Source organism: Clostridium sp. FP2 (assembly GCF_011065955.2).
Classification (GTDB): domain Bacteria; phylum Bacillota; class Clostridia; order Clostridiales; family Clostridiaceae; genus Clostridium_AD; species Clostridium_AD tagluense.
The window spans coordinates 2,742,650-2,763,682 of sequence record NZ_JAAMNI020000001.1 but is presented as its reverse complement, the minus strand read 5'-3'; the positions used below and the strand labels follow the sequence as shown (position 1 = coordinate 2,763,682).

Below are 21,033 nucleotides of genomic sequence, written 5' to 3'. Positions count from 1 at the left end.
TCAATAATTTATCTACTCTAAATTTATTTTTTAAATCGTCATAATCCGATTAAACTTACATAAAGAAAATAAAGCCTCAAGAGTTAAGATTCCCATCCATTCAACCTTAGAAATTTCCCACTCTTCTAAATACTTATCCCATTGCCATGTAGGTAATATCTTACCCTGTTCTTCAAGCTTACCTATTAAATAATCTAAGTTTTGATCTATAAATTTACGTTGAATTCCAAAAAAATCCGTAGAATCCATCTCTATAAATTTTAAAGGGGTAGGTACATAATCTACCCATTCAGATTCTTTTATATTAACCAATTGAGAAACAGCCAATTTTAGTACATCTTCAATTTGGCTAGAAAATTCTTTGTCGAGAGTGTTATACATATGAATATAACAAAATATTTCATGTTCTGATTTAAATTCAGTACGTTCATTCAAATTAGTTATAGCATAACTTATTAGTGAATAAATATCTAAATTATTAAGGTATTCTTTATACTTATAAAGATACCCTATCAATTCAGCACTAGGGTTTCCCCAGGAATAATCAATAACAGTCATATTTATATCATTTTTAAATTCCCACCAAGGTGCATGAGGATATTCGTTAACATTACTTGGAACACTATACCAACCTTTTCTATTACTATCAAAAGTAGTCTCTAGATATTCAACAGCTCTAGCTATCATCTTTTGTGCCCTATCATTATTATCTAGCTTACTCAAATACCTTAAGCCAATGGATGTTGCCATGGGCGAGGACTGTATAAGTTTAAAATCAGGTTCGATGCCGTTGCCAAACCCTCCATCTGAATTTTGAAATGTTTCTAATGAATCTAATATATCATCACCACTTGAATGGTTAAAATAATAATTGAATATAGATCTTTCCAGTGGTCTAACTTCTGTATTCATATAGGTATTTAATTGGTTTAAAAGAGTTTTTGCAAGCTTTTTCATATTTAAATCTCCTTTCTTTGAGCTCAAGAATATTTAAATTACCATTTTTTCTTAAATAATAAATCTGGCAACTGCGATATATCTTCTATAATATAATCATGTCTAATCATTCCAAAGTAACATACATTAAAATACCGATTATTAATATACGCAAAATTTCTCAATAATCCTTCTAAAACAAAACCTGACTTTTCCAACACCTTCCTAGATGCTGTATTAGAATCCAAGGCTAAGGCTTCAATTCTTTCAGTCTTTGTATCTTCAAATAAATATTTTACCAGAGCTTTTGTTATTTCAGTTGCATATCCCTTATTCCAATGTTCAGGAAGTAAATTATATCCAACTACTGCTCTGTTATTTTGGTTATTAAATGTTAAAATGCCAGCTTCACCAATATATTTACCTGATTTTTTTAAGAATAAAGCTTGAAAATCCCGCTTATTTTTATCATAGTTTTTCAATAGACTTTCAAGAGAACTTTTTGAATCCTCAATTTTATTTGTAGCTATTTTATTTGAAAATTTCCACACCGATGGTTCCGATTTAAGCCTATAAATATTTTCCAAATCATTTTCACAGTAGTTCTTTAGTATAAGTCTTTCGGTTTCTATTTGAATAGTCACTATAATACCCCGCTCCCTATCAATTAGTTAAAGTCTTCTCTTCAATGGCTGAATATCGTAATATTTCATAACTCCATCATTTCAAAATATTTAATCTAACGTTTTGATCTAGCTAACATCCTATTTCATTATCTATTAATTTCTGTAATCTTCCAAAGCTTAATTCTTGATCACAACCATTTGCTTTTAAAAATCCTTTCGTTAAATCTTCAACTGTAGATTCAAGCAAAATAAAAAATTGATTCATCGCAAATTCCTTTTTTATATCATCTTCATTTGCTCCAAACACTCCATTTATAAACCCTTCAATCATTTGATCCATACCCCACAATTTTAAATGCAATAATTCATGAACTACTAACTCTTCAAGATTTGTAGATTTCGGGTTATTATTAATTAGCATTACTGCTTTTTTGTCATCGATATCAATTTTTATGTCTCCTGATTTCCTCCATTCTTTATCAACAATTTGTAGTTTTATATCCCAATCCATTAATCTTAAAATAATTTGCCACTTATTTATTAATCCTTCTAATTCACTAACATTTACTGCCATATATAATTCCCCTTTCTTTTTTACAGTTATTTATCAGTCTATTTAAAAATTATACTATATTTATTATCCATTTTATATGAATTTATCTATAATAAACATAAATACTTAATTTTTAACAGTAATCCTCTCTTATTTCATAAAATCAATTATCTTTGTCTCTAATCACAACAGTGATATCATAAAAGTGATATCCAAAATCAAGGGTTAATTTTAGTATAATACAAAAAGACTATGAAGTTATTAGCCAATAGCTCTCTTCATAGTCTCTTCATAGTCTTTTCATATGATTATTCAAATAAAAATAATATAATGGCAAATCTAATGATATTTAACGTTTCGTTACTGTAAATACCTCACCATCTTTTTTACTGTCATATTAAATCCTCATATTAAAATAATGCTATAGATTTGCATTTAAATAATATTTCAAGATTCAATATAGTTAATGATAAAGAATTTTATTTTTGAACATTGTATAGTTTTCAAAAATATATATTGCTACAATATAAAAAACAGAAAATTCTTTTGGATAATTAGACTTTTTCATTACATATGTAATATTAAATTTTGATAATAAATAACTAGAGCGCCTTAAATGCCAAGGGGATGTAATTACTATTGCAGATGACCAATTCATTTTTCTCATGATATCAATTGAGTTTATTAAATTTCCATATGTGTTTATTGATTTATTCTCTCTAACTAAACAACTATCTGGAACTCCTAATGATTTTGCAAGTTTAATCATAATATCTGCTTCTATATATTTATTGTAAACGCTTCCGCCTGAACAAATAATAAAATTGGCATATCCTTTATTAAATAATTCAACAGCTTTAAATACTCTTTCTCTCATTATCGGCGATGGCTTCCCATCTGGTGTTCCAGGATAACCTAAGACAATAATCGTATCGAATTTTTTTAGTTCTAATTTAGTTAAGGGTGCTTTATAAAACAACAAAGGAAATAAATTAATTAATGATAATGGTACAAAAGTAAAGCCTAGTATAATTGATGATTTATTACATTTTATTGATAATGCCGCTAATGAAATATAAAACAGTATAATTATGAATATTATTTTTCTATTCTTCACCAAATAAAAACTCCTTTTTATGATTGTCATTAAAATAAAAATAATCTAGAATATCTCATCATCTTTAATTGTATTTTTGGGTAGGTGTATTGAAAACAATACACCTATCCCTATACAGGAATAAAAGGTTATTATTCTCCAAAGAACAATTGCTGGAAAAATGTTTTCTTTAAAAAACGCCTTAAAAAGCAACGCAAATCCGCCCTCGGCCCCACCTATACCTCCTGGAAGAGGAGTTATTGATACTATCGTCATTACTAAGGTTTGTGCTGCTAGCATATTCCACAGACTAGCTGATTGTAAGTTAAAACTTCGATAGATGCAATATGGTATTATATAAAAAACTGTGAGCTGTATTGTATTAATAATTGCAACCTTTATAATCGCCTTATAATTTTTAGCAATCAAAGCAGCGTTATTATGAAAGTCATTTAGGTTCTTCTCAATTTTATCTTTATATCTCTCCACACCATTTACAAGTTTTATCTTCTTTAAAAATTTAAGAATACCAAGCAATAAACTCCTAGTAATTTTTTCGTTTACAGAAAACATAACTGCTACTAATATAATTGCTAAATTAAATACAAATCCAAAAAGGCACAAATAAGAAAGATAAGATATCATTGATTTAAAATAATTAAACTTTAAAACAATGATAATAAATGAATATACTGTCAAAATTGTCTGATGAATAATAAATTTCATCATTAAAATAGAACTAGCTGAACCTGCATCTATACTATTCTCTACTAAAGCGTAAAAAATTGCAGGTTGAGCACCTGTCTGAAGTGGTGTTATAGCTCCAAAAAGTTGGCCCACCATAGCTGCTTTTATAGATTTTCTGAATTTCCGTTCTGAAAAAAGTATCCGTGTCAGCTCATGTATTATTAATGTTTCAAAAATCCAATAAATAAGCATTAAAACAATTGCAACTAATAACCACATGGTATTTATTATCTTAATTACACTTATTAATTGGTTTAAGCCATTTTTATATAAGAAAAAGTATAGTAACATTGCTGAAGATACTATAAACACTGCTATATTAAATATTTTCTTTTTCATAAAATTCTCCTGACTATTCTATATTAAGTATCAATGTTAGTATGCATCAAACTTCTAATATTATTTTTATATTCATCAAAATCAACAACTAGCTTTTTATCTACATGCAATATATATTATTATCATCCGATAGAATTTTAATAGTACTCCTGAAAATAGTTGTATGGAATTAGTATCCGAGTATGTAGTGTAAGTCTTTAGGGTATACTAAGTTTGAAAATTCATAGAAACATAAGTATAGATATTTGTTCAGTTCAGTATAAGGGATACAGGAGGATAAAACTATGTTTAGAAACATAAAGAGGTTATTAATAGGTGAACCCTTAAAATCAGAAGCAATTCAAGGTGAAAAATTCAATGTAATTAGAGGACTTCCCATATTAGCTAGTGATGCAATTTCCTCCGTAGCTTATGCTGGAGAGGAGATTTTATGGGTGCTTGTTCCTGCTATTGGTCTATTATCGTATAAATATATGTTTTATGCTGCTATTTCTATTATAGTTTTATTATTCATTTTGGTCTTTTCATATAGGCAAACTATAGATAATTATCCAAATGGTGGAGGAGCTTATATAGTAGCTAAAGATAATCTTGGTACAGTTCCTGGGCTTATAGCTGGGTCAGCACTCTCAATTGACTATATTTTAACTGTAGCCGTAAGTGCTAGTGCTGGAACTTCAGCCATCACTTCAGCAGAACCTAAACTTTTAGCGTACAAGGTTATCATAAGTTTATTATTAATTTTAATAATGACAATAGGCAATTTGAGAGGAATTAGTGAATCTTCCAAGCTTTTCAGTTTGCCAACATATTTGTTTATTTTTACAGCAATAGCCATGATAATATATGGCATTATAGAGGTTAAGCTATTTAATTATGTTCCCCAAGCTACATCAATAACTCAGAGTGCTGCTTTTAAAGATATAACAATCTTACTTTTCCTTAGAGCTTTTGCGGCAGGATGTACTGCTTTAACGGGGGTTGAGGCTGTAAGTAATGGAATACCAAGTTTTATAGAGCCTGCTCAGAAAAATGCTAAGACAGTACTATTATTGTTAGCATTAGTTGTAGTTGTAATTTTTGGAGGTATTTCATATCTTGCAACATTATATCATTCAGTACCTAGTCTTGATAAAACAGTAATTTCCCAGATTGCCTCGCAAGTTTTTGGAAATGGCTTTATGTTTTATTTAGTTCAAATCTCAACTGCATTGATTTTGATTATGGCTGCTAACACCTCGTTTTCGGGTTTGCCATTGCTTTTATCTGTTATTGCAAGAGATGGATATGCCCCACGGCAGTTTGTAAAGAGGGGCGATAGACTAAGTTTCTCCAATGGAATAATATTGTTATCCGTTTCAGCAGGAATTTTAACTATAATATTTAGAGGAGAAACACATTATCTATTACCATTGTATGCAGTAGGTGTTTTTATTTCATTTACCCTATCTCAAAGTGGGATGGCAATAAAATGGGTTAGGGAAAAGCACACTGGCTGGGCGCATAAAGCTTTTATAAATGGTTTTGGCGCATTTATTACATTGATTACAGTTTTAATAATAGGATATACCAAGTTTGTATCAGGTGCTTGGGTGGTGTTTATACTTATACCAGCAATAATGTATATAATGCTTCAAACTAAGGCTCATTACAATGAAACAGCAATGCAGTTAAGCATGGAAGATAAAGAAATGCCTGAGATAAATTGTGAAAGCGTTAAGCATTTTATAGTACCGGTGGAAGGGGTAAATAAATCCGTTATAAAAACATTAAATTATGCAAAGTGTTTATCAAAGGATATAATAGCATTCCATGTGTCTGTGGATGAAGAGGAAACTGAGAAACTTCAAAAAAAATGGCAGCAATATAATATTGATGTCCCCTTGGTAATTAAAAACTCCCCATATAGAAGCATAGTAGGACCTTTAATTTCATATATAAACTCAGAGGAACATCCATCTACATGTAGTGATATTGTTACTGTATTAATACCTCAATTTATTGTAAGTGCTTGGTGGGGGAACATCCTTCATAATCACACAGCATTATTTATTAAAAATTCTCTTCTTAAAAACAAAAAAATTGCGGTAATTACAGTTCCTTATATTATAAAAGATAAACATTCAAAGTGGAAAACATATCAAAATAAATGTGATGAAGATATATGCAATGAAAATAAAAAATAAAAATTAATAAAGATTAAATGGTCCAGAATTATATTGTAACTCCTCTATAAAATTTTGCGTAATCATATTCTGCTATTATTAAAATATCATAGAATTATGATTAATGATCTAGTATATATTATCGAATACTAACACCATGAAGTTATTAGCCAATAGCTCCCTTCATAGTCTTTTCATATGATTATTCAAATGGAAAGACTATAATGGCAAATCTAATGATATTTAACATTTCGTTACTGTAAATACCTCACCACGTATTACTACCCTACCATTATCTGGACACTTCATTTCGAATTTTTTTTCCTTAGTGTTTCCATAATCTAAACTGCCTCCATTTAAAAGAACATATACGCTTGGATAAATATTATTCCATAATTCATGACATATAGGTGGGCAAATATCTTCTACAATATAAGAGTCATTGTTTTTGTGATAGCCACATCTGCAATCACTTTCCACTATTGTTAGTTTTACTTTAATCATTTTTATTAACCTCCATATCAAGCCTTTCTGCAATTTTAATATTCATATACTCACCTATAATTTGAATTCCTATCTTTTGTTTAATGATAATTCATTTACTATTTTGCTATAACCCAATATAAACAAGAATATAAGCTTTTATATTTATCCTATATAATTCAATGCCTCCTTAATATATGATTCAATTGGCAATGAGCTATTAACAACTAAGAAATCAGTTTTAGTTGGCCGTTTTGATTTATCAATCGCCCCTAAAAATCTACTTTTTTCAGCTGATTCAATTTGACTTATACTTCTTTCTCTTGAGGTTAATCTATTATTAACTATTTCAAAATCTTCCACTCTACATTCTATATATTTGTAGTCCGCATTATATTCATGAGCAATGCTAATACCAGTATCTAATGAATCATTATAATAACAAGGTGTATCAATAATTACATTTTTATTAAGTCTTAAGTAATATTTGCACAATGAAAAAACAACATTATAGGATGCATTAGCAACAATATCCGAGGTAACTCCGGATTCTATCATAGATGATTTTATAACATCTCTATCAATAACTACTACATCTATGTATTTTGAAATTTCTTTAGCTAATGTTGATTTTCCTGAGCCAGGAAATCCAGCCATCTGTAGTAAAAACATTGAAATTCCTCCCTTTTTATATTCTATAGGACTATCTCATACAGTTTAAATCAAACTAATTCTGGAATATTTAAGCTTAAATCAACAGTTCCTACATGTTTATATCCACACTTTTCATACAATAAGATTGCAGGTGAATTATGAATAGAGAGATCTAAACGAATTATTTTCATTTAAGGAATATTCTTTTGTACATATGCTTCAAATTATCATCTGATTTAACTTTTTGGCAATTTCATTTATGTGAGTGCTATCTGTACCACAGCAACCTCCAAAAATTTTAAGATTAAAGTCTTTATATATCTTTAACATATCATTTGCCAAATTATAAGCATCTGAAGTTTTCAAATCATAACAACTGTCAAGTTCTTCTGGTGAGAGAGGAGAGGTATTTGCTTGTATTCCCTTAAACCTCTTTTTCACTGTAGCTGTTTGATTATAAGTTTTAGATAACGCGTTAGCAACTACCTTTGGGTGAACACAATTTGTCATATAGCAAATAGGTTTACGATTTGTAATATTATCAATTGTACTTATAGCTTCATGAATTGTTGTACCGTCTATTAATTTACCATCATTTCTTATCATAAAGCTAATAATATATGGTAGACCTGTGTTTTCCATTGCACTTGCCATGCCTACAGCTTCCGATAAAGCTGGCATAATACCTGCAAATAAAAAGTCAACGTTAGCTTCCTTAAACAATAAAGCTTGCCATGAATGAAATTCAAATGCTTCTTTCTCAGACAAAACATCAGTTGATTTGTAAGCATCTCCCTTGCACCCCATAAGTCCACCAATATAGATATTGGAAGAATAGTCCTGTTTTATTTCACGTAAGAATGAAACATTATCATAAATAATACTCTTATTATATTTAGATTGTGCAACACGTTCTTTATTTGCTCTGCGAGTTGGTGTTGTTAGCATAATTGGCAAATGGTAATGTTGAGCTATCTTTATGTATTGATGAAATAATTCTTTAAGTGCTTGCTTAGATTTTTCATTGTATATATGACCAGCAAGGGCAATTACGTCGTCAAAAGGAATATCGTATTCTCTCTTTAAACGCTCACCCAATGCACCTTCCATTAAAATAAAAGGAGAATTATTGTAGCAACTTTCAAAATCCATTTTTTTTACCCCCTTAAATGCATAATAATACCAGCACCTATTATCACTTTCTATTTTTAAGATGTACTCAACCCTTTGATAATCTCTTCAACCAATTTTATAGAATTTAGTGCAGCCATTTCTATGTTGATTGCAAATGTTTCTGAAGCGTTTTCATTTGCACCATCTGACACTGAGCGAATAATTATGAAAGGAATATTATTTACATAGCAGGTATGAGCAACACTAGCACTTTCCATGTCAACACATAGCGGATTAAACTTTTCTATTAAACTTTCCCTCTCATTATTCGTAATAAATGCTTCGCCAGTAATAATTCTTCCAACGTGGCACTTACTTGTAATTGAGAAAGATTTAGAAACATTTTCACATAACTTTAGTAGCTCAACATCTGGTCTGAAATATATATCTTCCATCCACGGATGATATTCTGTTAAAATTCCAGGTGAAACATCATGATATGCAACCTCACTTGAAATAACTATATCACCAATCTCAAGTTGTTTATTTAACGCGCCTGCAACTCCTGTCAATATAATATGTGTAACTTCAAATTTACTAATTAGAAGTTGTGTAGCAATAGCAGCATTAACTTTACATACTCCACAAAATACTGATACCACCTCAACTCCTGCATAAATTCCTGAATAGAACTTTAACATAGAGTATTCACTAAGTTTTTTATTTGATATTTTATTTATAAAAGGCATTATTTCTTTTTCAGTAGGTCCTATTACGCCTATTCTCATTACTTACTCCCCCCTATTTCTCATGAATTTACTTTTAGCTCGACTTAATCTTCCAATGTTCAATGAGGCACCATATAGATTCATTATTTAAAGCTATACGATTTATAATCACAAATTGGCTTATATCCAATCTTTATATAAATACTATTTGATGTTGGATTTGATAAGTCCGTAAATAATGAACAAAATTTGTAGCCTATATTAAGTAAATACTGGCTTAGAGAGGCTACACATGATGAAGCATATCCTCTTCCTCTCAATTCTGGGGGTGTGTATACCATATTGACAACAATGCCATTAATTGTAGGACGTGAAATGCAGGCCATTGATACAGCAACTTTATCTTCCCATAAATATAATTGACCATCATTTATTTTGTTTTTAGCCATGTCATATGCTTTTTCATATGTTATATCTGAACCTTCATCTTTTTCTATACTATATATCCATGTAGAGACAATTTTTAAGTCTTCTTCTTTTGCAATCCTAAAATCCCCCTGAGAATACTGCGGATGTTGAACTTTAACCAACTCATATACCCTCATATTCATGCCATCTATAATACTATAACCTCTCATTTTAGACCATGTTGAGCTAAAGTTGATTGGCTAGCGCGGGTGGTGCCATTACGCCAGGAACATCTAAATTCTTATCAACTAAATCTTTAATTAAGATGACAATTTCATTTTCCGTAATTGATTTATTACTATATAATGTGATGGCGAATGGTGGTGTAATCATTGCAACAAGTTTTATGTTCCCATTCTCTTTAATAGAAGCAAAGTATGGTTGATTCTCACTTTGGATTTTTAGGTTTCTAAGTTTTAAACAGGTGCCTAAGATTATATTATTAGTAGCTTCATTTTGTTCAAGAAAATCTTGGGTTTCATTTAAGAAATCATTTGCATTTTCATATCTTTTTATCATTATTATTAGCCCCCCTATACCAGCTATATTTTTAAATTCGAACTACTAATTATGAACACGTAATTAAGTATAATAGCGTTGTACATAAGGTATCTTGCTATTCACTTAAAAAATTTTATAGTACAGGGTGTATTATTTTTTTACTGAACATTTCCGCTAGCGAACCATCATCAATTTCATATATCTTACAGGATACAAAATCATTATTTAACAATATTTTCTTCGACCCTATATTATTAGGATCTGTTATTGCTGTAACTTGTTGTATACTCTTTGTTCCCTCAGCCTTATTTAATAATTCGCCAACAATTTCGCTTCCATACCCCTTTCCCCAATACTCAGGAAGCAATAAATATTCAACTTCCGCCTCAGTAAAATCATCATTTATTGAGAGTGCACCTGAACCTATGAAAATATTTGTAGCCGTTTCGAATACCTTAAAGTGCCCAAAATCTTTATGCCTTTTATTATTTTCTAACAAACGTTTGTAGCATTTTTTTGCTTCTTCTAATAGAAACACTCTTCCATAATTCATTACCATTATTTTTTCATTTAAAACTAAGTTTAAAAAATATTGAAAGTCATCCTCAGAAAGAAATTTTTTAAAATATATTCTATTTGTCAATTTTCTACCTCCTCATATAAATAACTTATTTAATGCTTGTCTCAGATTATCTCTTCATCTAATTTGAAGTACCCGCCATACCACTACTTTCAATTATTAGTGTCTAAAGTCCATTCTAATAAATTCCTTACCATTTGGAAGTTTATATTTTTTATTTTTAATGCAAGTAAATTCAATAGTAGAAAATAGATAGTTAAGTCTATTTTCATCAATGTTGTGATGAATAGATAAAATGGGTTGAAAATGTGAATTGAGGTCTGAATTACTTACAAATGAATTGTCGTTATTTTTCTGTATAACGCAGGATACAACATCTATATTAATTTTATTTCTATCAATAATAGATATAAATTCCTTTTCACCTATGTATTCAATAATCAAATTACATATTAATAGGTTAGTATAAGGTAAAATTACATCAGCGTCAGTTAAGTCGCCACAGAGAATTTCTAAAGTGTTTCCCAGATATTGATATCTTTGTTTGCAAATATCAAGATAGTTTTTGTTTATGTCAACGGCATAAACTTTTTGTGTTTTTAAAATATCAATATTATTAAGACCATTGCCACCAGCAACCCCTAACACTCCAACAAAAGTGCGTTGATTGTCCTGCAATTGTTCTTTAGTAATCTCATTTAGCGTCTGTAGTTGATATACTTCATCAGAAGACATATGATTTTCATAGGTTGCAAAATCAATTAATTGCCATGGATTACTCATTTTTAGAATCCTCCTAATTTATACATTTAAGGATTGTTACACCAATAGTGCACTTTTCTAAGGAATACTAACTAATTCATAGATTTCTCATAAATTGATCTAGACTAATAAATTTATACCTATAATTACATTATAATCAATATTTTAACTAATGACCATATAAATACTACAATCCATCCAAGGTGAGGCCAGTATTTTCCACTTAACTTAATTGTAACTTATAAATATTTCATGTTATAAGTTTTATCCTTTAAGTTTAAATATTATTTATTATTTGGGAAAGACATTCATTAGATTCTGCTTTCGCAATTCTAATTGCAAGCTCTTTCCAAATTGGATTAGCTGCAAATACGCTTTTAAGCAAAAAAATTGACTCTTCTTTTAAACCATACTTTAATAAGCTCATAGCGTAATAAAATTGGTACTGTATTTTGCTATCTTGATTAGGTATTTTATTTACAGCAAAATTAAACTGCTCCATTGATGAAGATATTTTTGTACTATCTAAGATTCCTTCATGAAGCATAATTTGAGAACTATCAATGCAGTTATTAGCTTTTTTTAAGTTAATGAGCCGCCTGAGTTCTTTTAGGGGTTTAGGATTATCATATACTTTAAAATCATAAATATAACCTAACCATGGTTTCTCAATTGGCTCAGATGTGACTATAGTGATTGCTGCAGATTGTGCTCCACGAATATCCCCACCTTCAGATTCGGCAGCCTCCATTGCATTCATAATACAATCAATTAATTCACCATCATAGCTTTCAAATGCATTTCCCATTGCATCCCAAACTGTGTTTTTTAACATCATGTTAGCTTGGCATGAATAATGTTTACCTGTTCGATGACCTGCTTCTTTAACGCAATTATTTCCTGTATGTGCAGAAACGTTACCTTTAGCATCTATAATTCCAACTTGTCTATATTCTGAATCTATATCTCCTTCTATTAAATCTTTCAGTATTTGTTTGGGTAATTTCCCCTCTTTCATCATTTTAATGCCATCAAACCCATAAATAGGATTTGTATATGATTGACTTGCAACTACACCAACACCTGGTTCTGCATAAATAACACGGTTACATGCAGCAAAATTATGAGTTTGCATTGCAATACCCAATTGATTTTTGATAGGATCAAATGCAACAATAGAATATGTATTTGTAAACTCAGTATAATTGATTTTATCCATCTATTTCCTCCTGAAAGTTTAGTATTTGCATCAACTTATTAGTCTTTAGTCTCCTTAAAATATGTACTCTATTTCATAGAATTTCCACTAATCCATATCTATTTTTTATATAAATATAATGTACCGTTTTTAGGTCTTTTTATATTTTCTCCACTAATACCTCTTCTTTTAAGTTCCTTTTGTAATGTAGTCATAAAGAAACCATGACAAACAATTAATATATTATTACTATTATTTGATTGATTTTCTATAATATCTAAAAACTCATTGGCTCGTCTTTGAGTGTCTTTTTTAGTTTCTATTTGAGATTTGTGCTGAAAAAACCAAGCAATTCTTCCACTTATACACCAAAATATATATGGTATTTTTAGATTGGTTTTTAATATTGGTGCTATGGGCACTTCTCTCAACAGTTGAGTTTTTATTATTTTTCCTGTGAAAATAGCTTTTGAGGTTTTAATAGCTCTTGATAAATCACTTGAAAAACATTTATTCCATTTTATGTTTCCCATCTCAAATTTATTTTCTATAATATCACTATTATCATATTTTTTTACCCATTGTTTAAAATCGTATGATGTCATAAACATCTTTTTATAACAATTAACTTTAAAATGCCTAACTAGTCCTATATTCATTAATCCCCCACCTTATCCTACCTTTTTAATTTCCACCAAATACATTCATCATCTTCCTTATAAACTACCATGCCAATTTTCTGTAGCACCTTATGTGATGGTATATTGTTTTTTACTGTATCTGCAATGATACATTTAACATCAGGATTCAAAAATATCCATTGTATAATACCCTTTAACCCCTCCACCATATATCCTTTACGCTTATAGTCATCCTGCATGGCATATCCAACTAAAACTTCCCCATCTTCGTTAGGGTAGTTCTTTATCATTATAGCCCCAACACTTCGATTTTCCACATTTAAAACTATAATCCAAGTTGTATACCACATATAATTGGAAGGATTATTTCCTACGCCCTCTAACCTTATTTTATAAACAGTTTTTTCCCTGATACCTATGTTTTTGTCAGTAATAGCTAAGCCTAAATTTTTCTCCATTTTATTATAATCATTTATGCAAATTTCAAGATTATACTTATCTAATGGTAAGATACTTAACCTTTCTGTGTTAAGTCTTAACATGGTTACATCAACCTCCGCTTTAAATATCAAGTTATAATCTACCAATGTAAATTATCATTTATGATTTTCTTAATTTCATCATTAAATATTCAGTTATTCCTTCTCTATATAAACTTGGTATAATAGCAATTTCTATGTATCCAATGCTTTCATACAGCATTTTGGCGTCTGGATTAAAATCTGCAACTACTAGAAATAGTTTTGTATAGTCTCTAAAGCAGATTTCCTCAAAGAATTCTAATAGTTTTTTTCCTATGCCAAGTTTGCGATTTTCTTTTTTGACTGCAATAATGTGAAGATATGGAAATGAATGGAATGCACCCTCTAAAATAAACCATATGAACCCCTTACAATTGTGATTAATATCTAGGGCAACATATATCTCTTCCTTATTAAATCCATCCTCTAATGCCTTTCTAGCACTTCCTTTTTCCGAAAAATATTTTATTCCTAGTTCAGAATTTAATAATGCATCTTCACAATCATTTATATAATCCATGCTCCCTTTTAATATTGTTATTTCCATACAACACCTCTACTCTAATTTTCTTCTTTTTCAAACCAAACTAACGTATCGCCAGCTGATTTCCTAATTATATTACCATTAATCATCTCATTTCTAACCAGTTGTAGTCCATTGTCAAAATACTCATTAGAAATTAGGTGTAGCATTGAATGCCCCTTTTTATATTAGAATATCATTGCGACTCAATCTTTATATTAGCAGTAGCAAGAATCACTAAGGTAGCAATTTGAATTGGATAGTCTTTTAATTTATCAACTATATTTTATAAATCTTTCTTAAAAACTTCTGTATTTATTCCAAGTTCATCTTTTGTTTCAAATAAATATTCCCAACCTAGTTTTCTATAATAATCTGATGTATGCTCTGTTCTCAAATATAAATCTTTAAATCCTAATTTTTTTGTAATTAATTCTAATTGATTCATTAGTTCTTTAGCTATTCCCCTACCTCTAAATATTGCATTTACATAAAGTGCACCTAGCCAGGGAGTCAATTGCATTGTCTTCAAATCATTCTCAAATAATGTTATAGTTCCAAGACAATTATTATCTTCAACAGCTATTAAGGTAATAGGAATAGAATCTTTTCTACGATTATGTAACGCCCTGATTACGTAATCTAAGTCTATATCATTTCTGATATTTTGGACAAATTCTTTATATAACCAACCAGCCACCTCATTAATATATTCCTTATTATCAATTAAATGTACAATTTTCATAGTTCATTCACTCCTTATATGTCATATAGAGTACCTTGTTGCAGAGGTTCCTGAGACTTGGAGATAGTTAAACAGTAACCTATATATAGATTATAAACCATAAATTTACACATTGCTATATAAAAAGAGCCCACCAGTAAAGGCGGACGATAAGATTTTGTTATATGGAGTTTTAGACGTAGCATTTAAATCTTCTCCTGCGGAGGGGCTTCAAGAAATTGGAACGTAGTGAGGATTTCTTATTGCTATAGCACTATTTAAAAATACAGCCATCTTTCTTCAAAGCATTTCTCTACAAAATCTTTTTTACTAAGGTATTCCCTTAAGGTATCTCTTAAATAGTCTTTATTATATTTTTCATTTTTACATCTTCCAAGACTTTCATAGCCTGTACCTCTTTGAAGATAATCAGATGTTGCTACACTGTATAATTTATTTTCATTGAATTCACCATTTTCTAAAATTATGTCAATTATATTTTTGCCATCATGTTTAATTTTAGCTCCTGATATGTGAAGTCTGCCTAAATACTTTCCTCTAAAGCCAGCCCCTCTACCATCTTGAAGACAGACTTCTCCACTAAGGGATGCTTCTAGTGCTTGTTTAATATCTTTTCCCATAATCTCTACATAAGTTGGATTGAGTGGAGATGGACATATTTCTAAAAACTTTTTATTTGAAACAAATCCTTTCTTTATTCCACCACTCAGTATCCCACTATTTATTATACTTAGGTCACAGGGGATAACATCTCTTAAAGCATCTGCCAAAAGGTTTGTTATAGGGCTTTCCTCAATTACATCATGCCATAGATTTCTTTGAACCTCATATAAAGGTTCACTTAAAACTTCTATGGCAATTTCTTTTTGCTTAGAAATCTCTTTAAGCATTTTATCCTGCAGGGGTACCTCTTTGATATTTAAATTCTCAGAAGAAAAGTTCTTTATACTTCCATTCTCAATTTCAATGTTAAGAACCCCAAGATATTCTCCCAGCATTCCTGATTGATGAATTATTTTACCATTAATAACTTCCACTTCATCCATAAGAGTATGGCTATGTCCGCCTATTATAATATCAATACCTTCTATTTTCTTTGCAATTTCCTTATCTGCATTTATTCCTAAATGGCTTAAGAATACACATATATCATATTTTCCTTTATTATTAAAAATTTCTTTATTTATTTCCTCTATTGGATCAGATGCATACATATTCTCAAGGGAAAAGAATTCATTGTAAGAAGGTCCTGCAGGTGTTGCACCTATTATAAGAAATTTAACCCCTGACTTATCAATAATAATACTTCTTTTTACCCCTTTTATAAGGCTCTTGTCTGCCTTATATAAATTACAAGAAAGATAAGGTATTAACTGTGTATTAGTCATATTCTCTATATTTTTTATACCCGAAAAGCCTTCGTTATTTCCAATGGTAACAGCATCATATCCCGCTACATTTAAAAAGCTACTCCCTGCCGCTCCTTTAGTTCCCTGTATCTCAATGCTCATGAAATCATGAAAATCTCCAGCATCAAGTACTATAGTATTTTCATCCCTAATCTCCTCTATTTTTTTTGATATCCTTGCAAAGTTTTCAAATCTGCTATGTATGTCATTAGTATGAAGTATCTTTAATTGCATGATAATTCCCCCCGTTTTTAGTAAAGTTTTAAATCAGCTCTAAAGCTATTTTTATTGTAATTATATACCATTTTAACATGTTAACTGTAAATAATCAAAAACAGTGCCATTGATATAACATGAGTCACTTAAAAATGAAATAAATTATAATTTTTGAATAGTAAAATCATCTTTTGTCAAAAGATACTCTTTAAAATTAGTCATTATTTCACCCTTATTCCAATAAGATATCATTTCCTCAACATGTATCTCAGAAATAGGAACATCGTAACCTTCAGGAATAAAAAGTTGTTCAATTGAAGTACCGCATTTCTTACCAGATTGGGTTGCTAATTTTCCTCGATATGATCCAGTGAAAACAACTGATTTTTCATCTGGGTGGCAATATGCTAAACAATCTTGGATAATAATAGTACGATTAGTTTTGCCTTGCATTAAATTAATATAATCATCTACAGAAAACCATTCATTTACAAACTTGATAAAAGGGCCGGGAAATCCATTTAAAGCTTCAATATAAAAACCAGCATCTGTTACTATAACAGGTTGATTTAACTGCTTACTTGCCCAACTAGCCGAATACATGGCTACTTCTTGCACACTTTTACTCTGAATTTCAGGAGTGCTCAAGTTGTTTTGTAAAAGAACAATTTCCGTATTCGTAAATACTTTGGAAGCAACATTAAACTTAATATTATTACTTGTGACATAAACTAAATTATTAGCCATATTTTATACTCCTTTTTACCTTTTAAATAATCTTAATTTTATTATCCATTCTCCCTAATTAAATTTAGTGCATTTTCTCTTATTTCATTTAATTCATTTGCATTAAACAAACCAGCATTATAAAGGTTAAAAAATTCCTGAGAAACACTTTGATCAAAAATAAGCATATCATCAGTATTTATAGTTACTTTAATCCCATTATCATATAGTTTTCTAATAGGGTGAACTTTATAACTTTCTACCCTACTAAGTAAAATATTACTTGTCGGACATACATTAAGCTGTATTTTATTATCACATAACCATCTCATAACACTCTGAGAATTTGCAGCAGCTATTCCATGTTGTACTTGGTCAAGTTCTAATTCTTCTACAGCCTCTCTAATTAATTCAGCAGTTCCAAATTCACCCACGTGTGCTTTTAAAATTAATCCTTTTTCTTTAGCTTTTCTAAATACTTTTTTAAAAGTTGGTATAGCAAATTCATCTCCAAACATGTCAATAGATTTAAAATAATCCTGAGATAAAAATTGTTCTAACTCTTCATTCATTTCATCAATAGGTGTAAATGAGCTCAATGCGATTTCTGGTATAAAAAGAACCTCTGGAGCAAAGCTTTGATGAATTCTTTTTGATGCTTGTACCAAATCATCTACAGAGTTATCATACCAAACTGCTTCCCCAAAACCGACACTCATATGAAGTACCGTTACGCCATCCGTCTTAGCCTGGATAAAAGCTGCTTCTATTTGTTTTTCAAAGCCCAAAGTGCCTATAACTAATGGTTTAATATATTGTGCATTCCAGGTATTCATGTCATTAAGATCCTTAAGTTTGGGACATTTAGGTATACTTACACCTGCCCATTCTTCGATATATCTTTTATTGCCCCCTCTTGTGCTATGGTTATGCAAATCTCCTTTTGGTATTTTTCTCATTTCATCTAAATCGTTACTTTCTAGTGCATTAATAAATTTTTCTTTCATAGTACACCCCTTAATGTTAATTTGTCATAAAAAATCAATTGGAGATAAATTAACGTTTTTGTGCAAGAAACAGCACACATAGATATTGTCTTACTATAAATCCACCATATCTATTTATAATCTCCCTCACCTTAACCTCAGCTGCTTGTCTATCATTTTCACTAGCACTTAGATACCCATTACATGTTTTCATAAATCCTATGTACTCATCAGCGGTATATCTTTGAGACCATGGGAATCTATATACTATAGCTTCTTTGAAACAACCACTTGATTTTATTTCCTGTGTATGAGACTTAATACGTTCCTCACAAGATGCTTCAGACTGTAAAAGAAACATTCCTGTTTCACTAAGTTCAGCGTCAATTGGCTCATTATAGGTTAGATAGAGATTCCAAAACAATCCAATAAATCCCTTAGATTTTAATGCACTTGCACACTTTAGAAAGCCTATAGGCTTTGGAACCCAATGAAAGGCTTGAGCTGAAATTGCTAAATCAAAATATTCCTTCTTTTCTTTCCAATCTTCTAAACGACATGTACAATATTCCACCCGTCTAGTAGGTCCGAATTTTTTCAATGCTACTGCAGCTAAGTTTTCTCCCGGTTCTATGCAATACATATTAAACCCTTTGTTAACAAATAGTTCTGTTGCTTTCCCACTACCAGCACCTATTTCAAGTATTGTTGAATCAGTTTTAATACCTGTTTCACTAATTATACAGTTTATAAGTTCTTGCGGATAACTAGGTCTAAATTTATCATAATAATCTGATGCTAAATCAAATACTTCACTTTGGTTTTTCGAGAAATCACTATCCTTATTCATATACAAACCACCTTTTTAATATTATAAGTTAATTGTATAAGAAGAATCGTATAATAGCAAAGCATTCATATTGAAAAATAAGTTAAATAAATCCTATTTAAGTGTTATAATTTGTATATAATATGACTGTTTTAAGTCATATATATCTAATTTTAGGGGTATGATGTTTATGGATAACTTTGTTTACATATTAGGTAATAAATTTGAGTACGACTTTTTATCAGCTTGGATTAAATACAATAGGATTAAGGAAGGTATTAGTCAAGAAGCTTTAGCTCATGGAATATGTTCTACTAGCCATTTAAGCTATTTTGAAAATGGTAAAAAGAAACTTAGAAGTGAGTTAATAGAGGCTTTGCTAAAAAAACTAAAAATTACTAATATAACAGGTACAAAGGATATTGGGTTAATCCGTCAAAAATTTCATATATTGATGTTTCAAGTAGAAAGTTTTGACTATGAATCTTCTGAAATCACTTATAATGAGTTGTGTACTTTGGAATCTCTCCTGCGCAATTCACCCTATAACATAGAATTTAATATTTATTCTTTAATGTACAATATTTTAGTCGAAAGAAAAAGCTATAACGAACTGAAAGTTTCTATTAATATTCTTGATAAAGTTTACAGCAGTTTAAACCAAGATCTTCAATATATTTATATGTTAATTACAGGAAGATTCATTTATGAATATATGAACCAAACTGAAGGTATCAGAAGATTAGAGAAAGCGTGCGAAATTAAGGAAACTCCATGGATTAATTACCGCTTGGGTGTGGCTTATTGTCTAAATTGGCAGCATTTAAAAGGTGTTATTTACCTGGAGAAGGCATTAAATAGCTATTCACTTTCAGGACGATACATGAATTCTCTACAGTGTCACAGCTTTTTAGGTTCAAGTTATATTTTTTTAAAAATGTACGAACAGGCAGAATTTCATTTGACCTCTGTAGCTAATGGTTCTGATTATTTTACTATAGATAAAAATATCTTTACTGTATATACTAACCTGGCTAAACTATATTTGGATATGGGCAAGTGTGATAAATGTATTGAATATTGCCATCTTGCTATGAATCCATTAAACTCATGGGAAACTGATAAACGTTGGATAAAATCTGCATGGCATGCAAGTGAACAACCTATACTTGGTGCTTGTATTTACATAGAAGTTCATAAAAAATTAAATGATGATTTCAATTACAAAGAAATATTTGATAAGTTCTTAACTGATGCTTATAAAAATTCCGTGTATTATAATTATCTTTATTGTCTATATTTAAGCATTTTTAATTTTAATGAAGGTATATTTTATAAAGAAGTAACAGATACTATATTACCATTTTATAGTTATAAGGGATATTGGGACATTCATTATAAGATAACGCTTTTGCTAATAAAACATCTAGAAAGCAAGAGAAAATATAAAGATGCAAATAACTTATACCGTGAGTTATTAAATTAAAT

The 21,033-nt window shown here is 29.9% G+C and carries 26 protein-coding genes; 2 read left to right on the top strand and 24 right to left on the bottom strand.

Going from position 1 to position 21,033, the window contains the following annotated elements; genetic code table 11:
* Positions 1–30: 30 nt before the first annotated feature.
* The 5 genes from G9F71_RS13240 to G9F71_RS13220 form a co-directional block, all read right to left on the bottom strand.
* Positions 31–957, bottom strand: coding sequence for a hypothetical protein (locus G9F71_RS13240; protein WP_164946134.1), 927 nt, complete (start codon positions 955–957; stop codon positions 31–33).
* A gap of 38 nt (positions 958–995) precedes the next feature.
* Positions 996–1,580: a GNAT family N-acetyltransferase gene (locus G9F71_RS13235; protein ID WP_164951794.1), complete on the bottom strand. Its 585-nt coding sequence runs from the start codon at positions 1,578–1,580 to the stop codon at positions 996–998.
* Between the two features lie 112 nt (positions 1,581–1,692).
* Entirely contained in the window at positions 1,693–2,136 is a 444-nt protein-coding gene (locus G9F71_RS13230; RefSeq protein WP_125001363.1) for a hypothetical protein, read from the bottom strand.
* A gap of 442 nt (positions 2,137–2,578) precedes the next feature.
* On the bottom strand, positions 2,579–3,232 hold the full coding sequence (locus G9F71_RS13225) for a YdcF family protein (protein WP_224626392.1): 654 nt from the start codon (positions 3,230–3,232) through the stop codon (positions 2,579–2,581).
* Positions 3,233–3,277: 45 nt separating this feature from the next.
* Complete coding sequence (locus G9F71_RS13220) at positions 3,278–4,297, bottom strand: YbhN family protein (RefSeq protein ID WP_164951796.1); 1,020 nt, start codon at positions 4,295–4,297, stop codon at positions 3,278–3,280.
* 284 nt (positions 4,298–4,581) lie between these two features.
* On the opposite strand from G9F71_RS13220, the gene G9F71_RS13215 reads away from it, so the two are divergent.
* Positions 4,582–6,483, top strand: a complete 1,902-nt coding sequence (locus G9F71_RS13215; RefSeq protein ID WP_164951797.1) for an APC family permease — start codon at positions 4,582–4,584, stop codon at positions 6,481–6,483.
* Between the two features lie 222 nt (positions 6,484–6,705).
* Here the strand turns inward: G9F71_RS13215 and G9F71_RS13210 are convergent, their stop codons facing one another.
* The 19 genes from G9F71_RS13210 to G9F71_RS13130 form a co-directional block, all read right to left on the bottom strand.
* Positions 6,706–6,966 carry a TIGR04076 family protein gene (locus G9F71_RS13210; RefSeq protein ID WP_164951798.1) on the bottom strand — a complete coding sequence of 87 codons (261 nt, stop codon included), beginning with the start codon at positions 6,964–6,966 and terminating at the stop codon, positions 6,706–6,708.
* A 144-nt stretch (positions 6,967–7,110) separates the two neighbouring features.
* Entirely contained in the window at positions 7,111–7,617 is a 507-nt protein-coding gene (locus G9F71_RS13205; RefSeq protein ID WP_164951799.1) for an AAA family ATPase, read from the bottom strand.
* 50 nt (positions 7,618–7,667) lie between these two features.
* Complete coding sequence (locus tag G9F71_RS27320) at positions 7,668–7,790, bottom strand: hypothetical protein (protein WP_263488225.1); 123 nt, start codon at positions 7,788–7,790, stop codon at positions 7,668–7,670.
* A 28-nt stretch (positions 7,791–7,818) separates the two neighbouring features.
* A complete protein-coding gene (locus G9F71_RS13200; protein WP_164951800.1) occupies positions 7,819–8,751 on the bottom strand; it encodes a homocysteine S-methyltransferase family protein in 933 nt (310 codons plus the stop codon).
* A gap of 56 nt (positions 8,752–8,807) precedes the next feature.
* Positions 8,808–9,500: a 5'-methylthioadenosine/adenosylhomocysteine nucleosidase gene (locus tag G9F71_RS13195; protein WP_164951801.1), complete on the bottom strand. Its 693-nt coding sequence runs from the start codon at positions 9,498–9,500 to the stop codon at positions 8,808–8,810.
* A gap of 83 nt (positions 9,501–9,583) precedes the next feature.
* Complete coding sequence (locus G9F71_RS13190; protein WP_164951802.1) at positions 9,584–10,078, bottom strand: GNAT family N-acetyltransferase; 495 nt, start codon at positions 10,076–10,078, stop codon at positions 9,584–9,586.
* Positions 10,079–10,094: 16 nt separating this feature from the next.
* Positions 10,095–10,427 carry a hypothetical protein gene (locus G9F71_RS13185; protein WP_164951803.1) on the bottom strand — a complete coding sequence of 111 codons (333 nt, stop codon included), beginning with the start codon at positions 10,425–10,427 and terminating at the stop codon, positions 10,095–10,097.
* Positions 10,428–10,542: 115 nt separating this feature from the next.
* Positions 10,543–11,052 carry a GNAT family N-acetyltransferase gene (locus G9F71_RS13180; protein WP_164951804.1) on the bottom strand — a complete coding sequence of 170 codons (510 nt, stop codon included), beginning with the start codon at positions 11,050–11,052 and terminating at the stop codon, positions 10,543–10,545.
* A gap of 96 nt (positions 11,053–11,148) precedes the next feature.
* Positions 11,149–11,772 (bottom strand): class I SAM-dependent methyltransferase, encoded by a 624-nt coding sequence (locus tag G9F71_RS13175; RefSeq protein WP_164951805.1) that lies wholly within the window; start codon positions 11,770–11,772, stop codon positions 11,149–11,151.
* 256 nt (positions 11,773–12,028) lie between these two features.
* Positions 12,029–12,970 carry a DUF1028 domain-containing protein gene (locus G9F71_RS13170; protein ID WP_164951806.1) on the bottom strand — a complete coding sequence of 314 codons (942 nt, stop codon included), beginning with the start codon at positions 12,968–12,970 and terminating at the stop codon, positions 12,029–12,031.
* Positions 12,971–13,068: 98 nt separating this feature from the next.
* Positions 13,069–13,608 carry a phosphoglycerate mutase family protein gene (locus G9F71_RS13165; RefSeq protein ID WP_164951807.1) on the bottom strand — a complete coding sequence of 180 codons (540 nt, stop codon included), beginning with the start codon at positions 13,606–13,608 and terminating at the stop codon, positions 13,069–13,071.
* A 17-nt stretch (positions 13,609–13,625) separates the two neighbouring features.
* Positions 13,626–14,132 carry a GNAT family N-acetyltransferase gene (locus G9F71_RS13160; RefSeq protein ID WP_164951808.1) on the bottom strand — a complete coding sequence of 169 codons (507 nt, stop codon included), beginning with the start codon at positions 14,130–14,132 and terminating at the stop codon, positions 13,626–13,628.
* Between the two features lie 58 nt (positions 14,133–14,190).
* Positions 14,191–14,658, bottom strand: coding sequence for a GNAT family N-acetyltransferase (locus tag G9F71_RS13155; protein WP_164951809.1), 468 nt, complete (start codon positions 14,656–14,658; stop codon positions 14,191–14,193).
* 14 nt (positions 14,659–14,672) lie between these two features.
* A complete protein-coding gene (locus G9F71_RS27315; RefSeq protein ID WP_263488224.1) occupies positions 14,673–14,804 on the bottom strand; it encodes a hypothetical protein in 132 nt (43 codons plus the stop codon).
* A 116-nt stretch (positions 14,805–14,920) separates the two neighbouring features.
* On the bottom strand, positions 14,921–15,379 hold the full coding sequence (locus tag G9F71_RS13150) for a GNAT family N-acetyltransferase (RefSeq protein WP_164951810.1): 459 nt from the start codon (positions 15,377–15,379) through the stop codon (positions 14,921–14,923).
* Between the two features lie 257 nt (positions 15,380–15,636).
* Entirely contained in the window at positions 15,637–17,022 is a 1,386-nt protein-coding gene (locus G9F71_RS13145; RefSeq protein ID WP_164951811.1) for a bifunctional metallophosphatase/5'-nucleotidase, read from the bottom strand.
* Positions 17,023–17,166: 144 nt separating this feature from the next.
* On the bottom strand, positions 17,167–17,751 hold the full coding sequence (locus G9F71_RS13140; protein WP_164951812.1) for a non-canonical purine NTP pyrophosphatase: 585 nt from the start codon (positions 17,749–17,751) through the stop codon (positions 17,167–17,169).
* Positions 17,752–17,792: 41 nt separating this feature from the next.
* Positions 17,793–18,737 (bottom strand): adenosine deaminase, encoded by a 945-nt coding sequence (locus G9F71_RS13135; RefSeq protein WP_164951813.1) that lies wholly within the window; start codon positions 18,735–18,737, stop codon positions 17,793–17,795.
* Positions 18,738–18,786: 49 nt separating this feature from the next.
* Positions 18,787–19,566, bottom strand: coding sequence for a class I SAM-dependent methyltransferase (locus tag G9F71_RS13130; RefSeq protein WP_164951814.1), 780 nt, complete (start codon positions 19,564–19,566; stop codon positions 18,787–18,789).
* Between the two features lie 169 nt (positions 19,567–19,735).
* Between G9F71_RS13130 and G9F71_RS13125 the strand changes: the two genes are divergently transcribed.
* Positions 19,736–21,031, top strand: coding sequence for a helix-turn-helix domain-containing protein (locus tag G9F71_RS13125; protein WP_164951815.1), 1,296 nt, complete (start codon positions 19,736–19,738; stop codon positions 21,029–21,031).
* The last annotated feature ends 2 nt before the right edge of the window (positions 21,032–21,033 follow it).

Coding starts and splice junctions, on each gene's coding strand:
- G9F71_RS13140 (WP_164951812.1), bottom strand. CDS start 17,751: ATGGCTAATAATTTAGTTTATGTCACAAGTAATAATATTAAGTTTAAT.
- G9F71_RS13160 (WP_164951808.1), bottom strand. CDS start 14,132: ATGTTAAGACTTAACACAGAAAGGTTAAGTATCTTACCATTAGATAAG.
- G9F71_RS13195 (WP_164951801.1), bottom strand. CDS start 9,500: ATGAGAATAGGCGTAATAGGACCTACTGAAAAAGAAATAATGCCTTTT.
- G9F71_RS27315 (WP_263488224.1), bottom strand. CDS start 14,804: ATGCTACACCTAATTTCTAATGAGTATTTTGACAATGGACTACAACTG.
- G9F71_RS13165 (WP_164951807.1), bottom strand. CDS start 13,608: ATGAATATAGGACTAGTTAGGCATTTTAAAGTTAATTGTTATAAAAAG.
- G9F71_RS13200 (WP_164951800.1), bottom strand. CDS start 8,751: ATGGATTTTGAAAGTTGCTACAATAATTCTCCTTTTATTTTAATGGAA.
- G9F71_RS13135 (WP_164951813.1), bottom strand. CDS start 18,737: ATGAAAGAAAAATTTATTAATGCACTAGAAAGTAACGATTTAGATGAA.
- G9F71_RS13230 (WP_125001363.1), bottom strand. CDS start 2,136: ATGGCAGTAAATGTTAGTGAATTAGAAGGATTAATAAATAAGTGGCAA.
- G9F71_RS13190 (WP_164951802.1), bottom strand. CDS start 10,078: ATGAGAGGTTATAGTATTATAGATGGCATGAATATGAGGGTATATGAG.
- G9F71_RS13205 (WP_164951799.1), bottom strand. CDS start 7,617: ATGTTTTTACTACAGATGGCTGGATTTCCTGGCTCAGGAAAATCAACA.
- G9F71_RS13155 (WP_164951809.1), bottom strand. CDS start 14,658: ATGGAAATAACAATATTAAAAGGGAGCATGGATTATATAAATGATTGT.
- G9F71_RS13240 (WP_164946134.1), bottom strand. CDS start 957: ATGAAAAAGCTTGCAAAAACTCTTTTAAACCAATTAAATACCTATATG.
- G9F71_RS13215 (WP_164951797.1), top strand. CDS start 4,582: ATGTTTAGAAACATAAAGAGGTTATTAATAGGTGAACCCTTAAAATCA.
- G9F71_RS13130 (WP_164951814.1), bottom strand. CDS start 19,566: ATGAATAAGGATAGTGATTTCTCGAAAAACCAAAGTGAAGTATTTGAT.
- G9F71_RS13175 (WP_164951805.1), bottom strand. CDS start 11,772: ATGAGTAATCCATGGCAATTAATTGATTTTGCAACCTATGAAAATCAT.
- G9F71_RS13145 (WP_164951811.1), bottom strand. CDS start 17,022: ATGCAATTAAAGATACTTCATACTAATGACATACATAGCAGATTTGAA.
- G9F71_RS13170 (WP_164951806.1), bottom strand. CDS start 12,970: ATGGATAAAATCAATTATACTGAGTTTACAAATACATATTCTATTGTT.
- G9F71_RS27320 (WP_263488225.1), bottom strand. CDS start 7,790: ATGAAAATAATTCGTTTAGATCTCTCTATTCATAATTCACCTGCAATC.
- G9F71_RS13210 (WP_164951798.1), bottom strand. CDS start 6,966: ATGATTAAAGTAAAACTAACAATAGTGGAAAGTGATTGCAGATGTGGC.
- G9F71_RS13220 (WP_164951796.1), bottom strand. CDS start 4,297: ATGAAAAAGAAAATATTTAATATAGCAGTGTTTATAGTATCTTCAGCA.
- G9F71_RS13150 (WP_164951810.1), bottom strand. CDS start 15,379: ATGAAAATTGTACATTTAATTGATAATAAGGAATATATTAATGAGGTG.
- G9F71_RS13125 (WP_164951815.1), top strand. CDS start 19,736: ATGGATAACTTTGTTTACATATTAGGTAATAAATTTGAGTACGACTTT.
- G9F71_RS13185 (WP_164951803.1), bottom strand. CDS start 10,427: ATGATAAAAAGATATGAAAATGCAAATGATTTCTTAAATGAAACCCAA.